Raw genomic sequence first — 6,293 nt, 5'->3', positions numbered from 1 at the left:
GCATGCGCCAACCGATTCGACGCCTCATCCAACTCCCGATACGACAACGAACGACCCGCACACCGCACCGCCACCGCGCCCGGCGCACGCACCACCTGCGCCGCGAACAACCCCGGAATCGACACCGGCAACCACGGCTGGGACAGCGCGTCTTGGTTGCCGAGCGTGCGCAGCCGGGCATGCTCCGCCTCGTCGAGGATGTCGATCGCCGACAGCGGTCGGGCCGTATCGGTCGTCAATGAGACCAGCACCCGCTGCAAGCGATCGACCAATGTTCTGATGGTGTCGGCGTCGAACACGTCGGTGCGGAATTCCACCGCCCCGCCGATGCCGGCGGGCTGGCCGTCCACGGTCCAGCGTTCGGCCAACGAGAACACCAAGTCCATCCGGGCCGTTTGGTTGTTCAGCGGCAGCGGGGTGACGTGCAGATCGCCCAAGTTCAGTTCGGCGGGGCTGTTCGTCTGCCACGTCAACATGACTTGGACCAAGGGGTGATGGGTCAGGCTGCGCGTGGGGTTGAGCCGCTCCACCAGCGCCTCGAAGGGCACGTCCTGATGCTCGTAGGCGGCGAGGCTGCGCTGCCGCACCTGAGCCAACACCTCCGCGAGCGTGGGGTTTCCGGCGAGATCGATCCGCAGTACCAAGGTGTTGACGAAGAAGCCCACCAGCTCATCCAGCGCCGGGTCCTGGCGGCCGGCGATCGGAAAGCCCACGGCCACATCCGAATTCGCGCTGACTTTGGCTAGTAGCACCGCCAGGGCGGCCTGAATCACCATGAAGCTCGTCGCGTTGTGCTCGCGAGCTACCGCACGGATCCGATGCTGCAACTCCACCGGCCACTCCACGGCCACGCTGGACCCGCGATGGTCGGCCTCCAATGGGTAGGGCCGGTCGGTGGGCAGCGCGAGATGCTCGGGCATGTCGGCCAACACTTGCTGCCAATAGCGCAGTTGCCCGGCGACCGGACTGTCGGGATCGTCCAGATCCCCCAACCGGGCCTGCTGCCACAGCGTGTAGTCGGCGTACTGCACCGGGAGCGGCGCCCATCCCGGCTCCTTGCCCGCGGACCGGCTGCCATAGGCCAACCCGAGGTCGCGGACCAGCGGCGTCAGTGACCACCCGTCGGCGGCGATATGGTGGGCGACCGCCACCAGCACATGCCGGTTCGCGGCGACCCTGAAAAGCTCGGCCCGCAGCGGGATTTCGGCGCCAAGATCAAACGTGTGGCACGCCACTGCCTCGATGGCCTCCTCGAGGCGGCTCGCCGACCAGTCGCCGGCATCCGCCACCCGCCAGCCGAAATCGGCCCGCTCGGCGGGGACAACCACCTGCTGCGGTGTGCCCCTCGGTGCGACGAACACCGTGCGCAAGCTTTCGTGCCGGGCCACCACATCGCCCAGCGCCGCCGCGAGCGCCTCCACATCGAGGTGCCCGTCCAGCCGCATGGCCGCTGCCATGTTGTAAACCGGTGACGGTCCCTGCAATTGATCGGTGAACCACATTCGGCTCTGAGCAAACGACAACGGCAGCACCGCCGGGCGCGCACCGGCCACCACCCGCGCCGCTCGCCCGTCGCCCGCACCGAGCCGCGGGCCCAACTGACGAATCGTCGGCGCCTCGAACAAGGTTCGCACCACCAGCTGGGCGTCCAGCGCGATGTTGACCGCGGCCACCAAGCGCATTGCCAACAACGAATCCCCGCCCAGCTCGAAGAAGGAGTCGTCGGTCCCGACGCGTTCCAATCCCAGCACTCGGGCGTAGATGCCGGACAGGATTTCCTCGACCGGGGTCGCCGGAGGGCGGTATTCGCCGCTTTCCCGGTATTCGGGCGCCGGTAGGGCGCGGGCGTCGAGCTTGCCGTTGACGGTCAGCGGCAGCCGGTCCAGTGCGACGACCGCGGCCGGGACCATGTAGCCGGGAAGCCGGTCAGCCAGCTGGGCTCGGGCGAGGGCGGGCTCGGCCGTGCCGGTGATGTAGGCGACAAGGCGCTTGTCGCCGGGGCGATCCTCGCGGACGACCACGGCCGCCTGCGCGACGCCCACCAAATCGGTGAGCGCCGTGCGTATTTCGCCGAGTTCGATGCGGTAGCCGCGGATCTTGACCTGCTCGTCGGCGCGGCCCAGGTACTGCAGCTGGCCATCGGCGCCCCAGCGCACCAGGTCGCCGGTGCGATACATGCGCGCGCCGGCCCCGCCGAACGGGCACGCGACGAACCGCGTCGCCGACAACCCCGACCGGCCCACATACCCGTACGCCAAACCGCGCCCGGCCACATACAGCTCGCCGACCACACCCTCGGGCACCGGACGCAACCACCCGTCCAGAACGAAGAAGCCCAAATGCGCCAGCGGCAGCCCGATCGGGCTGGCGTTGCTGTCGACGTCACCGTCGACGATCTTCCGGAACGAGGCGTGCACCGTGGTTTCGGTGATGCCGTACATGTTGATCAGACGCGGATAACCGGGGTGGTTGTGCAACCACTTGCCGAGCCGATGCGGCTCGAGCGCCTCGCCACCGAACACCACCGTCTGCAACTTCGACTCTTTGCCCAGCTCGGGCGCGAGGACAGAGAACGCCGACGGCGTCTGGCTGAGCACACTGACCTGTTCGCGAACCAGCATGGCGTGCAACTCTTTCGGCGAGCGCACGACGTTGTCGGGCACCATCACCAGCCGGCCGCCGTGCAGCAGCGACCCGAAGATCTCCCACACCGAGAAGTCGAACGCCAGCGAGTGGCACTGTGCCCACACCCGGCCCAGCGCCACTTCCCCGTTGACGGACTCCAGCAGCCGGGTGACGTTGCGATGCGGCACCGCCACAGCCTTCGGGGTGCCGGTGGTGCCGGACGTGTAGATGATGTAGGCGATGTTGTCCGCGGACGGTGCGGGCAGCCGATCGCCGGCTTGCGCCGCGACGGCGGGGTGGTTGACCTCGATGACGGCCGCACCGGAGCCGTCGAGCCGCGACCGCATCTCGGGGTTGACGATCGCGGCGATCGGTGCGGCGTCGGTGAGCATGAACTCGATCCGGGCGGCCGGCAGTCCCGGGTCGATGGGCAGGTACGCCGCCCCGGTTTTGAGCACGGCCAGCATCGCGATGACGGCCTGGGCCGAACGCTCGGCCAGCAGCGCCACACACTCCCCCGGGCCCGCGCCGTACTCAACTAGCAAGTGCGCCAGCCGATTCGATGACTCATCGACCTCCCGATACGTCCACGCGCGCTGCGCGCAGGTCACCGCAACCGCGTCGGGCGCGCGGTCGACCTGGGCGGCGAACAACGCCGGAATCGACACCCCGGCCGGCACCGGCCCCTGCAGCACCGCACGATTACCGACGGCCTCGAGCCGGGCTCGTTCCGATTCGTCAAGCACTTCAATCGACGAGAGCCGACGCGCCGGATCGCTGGTCATGGCCACCAGCACCTGATGCAACTTGTCGATCAATCCCTCGATGCGGGCGGTGTCGAACACGTCGGTGCGGAATTCCACCGCCCCACCGATACCCGCGGGCCGGCCGTCCTCGGTCCAGCGTTCGGCCAACGAGAACACCAGATCCATGCGGGCAACCTGGGTGTCCACCGGAACCGGGGTGACCTGCACGTCGCCCAGGGTCAGCCCGGCGGCGGGGCCGTTGTGCTGCCAGGGCAGGTTCTGCCAGGCCAGGACTACCTGGATGAGGGGGTGATGGCCGAGGCTGCGTGCGGGATGCAGCCGTTCGACGAGGACTTCGAAGGGCACGTCTTGGTGCTCGTATGCGGCCAGGCTGCGCAGCTGCACCTGGGCCAAGACCTCAGCCACGGTCGGATTTCCACCCAGGTCGGTGCGCAATACCAACGTATTGACGAAGAAGCCGACCAACTCGTCAAGCGCGGGATCACGACGCCCGGCAATCGGAAAACCCACTGCCACATCCGAAGTCGCTCCCAGCTTGGCCAATAAGACCGCCAACGCGGCTTGTACCACCATGAAACTGGTCGCATTATGCTCACCGGCCACCTCACTCACTCGTCGTTGTAACTCCGCGGGCCACTCCACGGCCACCCGCTCCCCCCGAAAATCAGCCACCGCCGGATAAGGCCGATCGGTGGGCAACTCCAGACGCTCGGGCATGCCCGCCAACGCGTCCAGCCAATACGCCAGTTGCGCGGTGATCGCACTGTGCGGGTCATTCAGGTCCCCGAACTGGGCCCGCTGCCACAGCGTGTAATCCACGTATTGCACCGGTAGTTCGGCCCAACCCGGCGCCTCGCCCGCACACCGGCTGGCATAAGCCACGCCCAAATCACGCACCAGCGGCGTGATCGACCACCCATCGGCAGCAATATGGTGAGCCACGGCCACCAGTACGCTCTCGTCGTCGCGTAGGCGAAAAAGCGTTGCCCGCAAAGGGATCTCAACCGTCAAATCAAACGAGTAACGCGCCGCCACCTCGACCGCCTCCGCCAACCGGGACGCCGGCCAGGTCCTGGCATCGACGACGTGCCAACCGAAATCGAAGTGGCCGACCGGGACGACCACTTGCTGGGGGGTGCCCTCCCGGGCGACGAAGACCGTGCGCAGGCTTTCATGCCGCGCGATCACATCGGCAAGCGCCATCCCCAGCACGTCGGCATCGAGGCCACCACGCAAGCGCAACGCCACCGCCATGTTGTGGACCGGCGAAGCGCCGTGCAACTGGTCGAGGAACCACAGCCGGGACTGGGCGAACGACAGCGGCACCACCGCGGGCCGCGCACCGGCCACGACCCGCGGCAGCCTCTCCTCCCCCTCATCGAGCCGCGGCGCCAGCCGGCGGATCGTCGGCGCCTCGAACAACGCCCGCACGGAAAGGGTCGCGTTCAGGCCGGTGTTCACCGCGGCGACCAGGCGCATCGCCGACAGGGAATCCCCACCCAGATCGAAGAACGAATCGTCGACCCCGACCCGGCCGATGCCCAGAACCTTGGCGTAAATCCCGGCGAGGACCTCTTCGGTGGGGGTGGCCGGCGCCCGATACCCGTGCCCGGGGTATTCCGGCGCGGGAAGGGCGCGCGTATCGAGTTTGCCGTTGAGGGTCAACGGCAAGGCGGCCAGGGGCACGACCGCGGCCGGAACCATGTAAGCCGGGAGCCGCTCGGCGAGATGGGTGCGTACCACGGCGGGATCGGCGGTGCCGGTCAGGTACGCCACCAGCCGCTTGTCCCCGGGCCGGTCCTCGCGGGCGATAACGACCGCCTGCTCTACGCCGGCCAAACCCGTTAGGACGGTTTGGATTTCGCCAAGCTCGATACGGTAGCCGCGGATCTTGACCTGCTCGTCGGCGCGCCCGGCGTAGCGCAACTGCCCATCAGGACCCCACGACACCAGGTCCCCGGTGCGATACATCCGCTCGCCATTCCCGCCGAACGGGCACGCCACGAACCGCGACGCGGTCAACCCGGCCCGCAGTACATATCCCACGCCCACGCCGCGGCCGGCCACATACAACTCGCCGACGACCCCCGCGGGCACCGGCCGCAGCCAGCCATCCAGCACGAACAGCGCCGCCCCACCCACCGGTGAACCGATCGGCGGTGGCCCCGATCCCGCGATCAACGGCGCGCTCTTGGACACCCACATCGTGGTCTCGGTGGGCCCGTACACGTTGACCATCGCCCGGCCCGGCGCCCACCGGTCCACCACCGCCGGCGGACAGGGCTCCGCCCCCACTACCAACGCCGCCCCCACCCCCTGCGGCGCCAACACTCCCAGCGCAGACGGCGTCTGCGTCAGGACCGACACCCGCTCGCCCACCAACAGCGCCTGCAGATCGTCGCCGCACCGCGCCACCGCATCCGGCACCACCACCAGGTGGCCCCCGTGCAACAACGCACCCCAGATCTCCCACACCGAGAAGTCGAATGCCAGCGAATGGCACTGACTCCACACCTGCCCCGCCCCCAGCAACCCATCACCAGCCAAAGCCTCAAACAGCTGCGTCACATTGCGGTGCGTGACCGCCACCCCTTTGGGCGCGCCCGTCGTCCCCGAGGTGTAAATCACGTGTGCCACGTCGTCGGCACCCGGCCCCGCGAACCCCACACCCGGCTGCAAGTCGATCCCGGAGTTGTTCGCCGAGCAGGAGCGCCGGGCGCCGGCCGCGGTCGCGATCAGTTGTGCGGGGCGGTCGTGGTCGTACCGACAGGTGGATGAGGCCTCGAATCGGTTGGCGCACTGGCTTGTCGGGCACGGCGCGGGCCCAGGGACGTGTGTGGGGCTGTTGGTGGAGCGGTCGGGGGAGGCGGTGATTGCGCTGCTGGGGGTGATGAAGGCGGG

At 68.5% G+C, this 6,293-nt stretch carries 1 protein-coding gene and 1 pseudogene; one reads left to right on the top strand and one right to left on the bottom strand.

What is annotated here, in order from left to right:
* A pseudogene (locus tag A5697_RS13600) lies at nt 1-6,140 on the bottom strand (amino acid adenylation domain-containing protein); the annotation flags it as partial.
* Between A5697_RS13600 and A5697_RS13595 the strand changes: the two are divergent.
* On the top strand, nt 6,085-6,293 hold a 209-nt coding region (locus A5697_RS13595; protein WP_231972065.1), incomplete at its 3' end, for an AMP-binding protein. The pseudogene A5697_RS13600 and the gene A5697_RS13595 overlap by 56 nt on opposite strands.

Origin of the sequence: Mycobacterium sp. E3251 (assembly GCF_001666835.1) — a bacterium.
In the GTDB taxonomy this organism is placed as follows: Bacteria; Actinomycetota; Actinomycetes; order Mycobacteriales; family Mycobacteriaceae; genus Mycobacterium.
The sequence above is the reverse complement of the archived record's forward strand: the minus strand, read 5'-3'. Positions and strand labels throughout refer to the sequence as shown.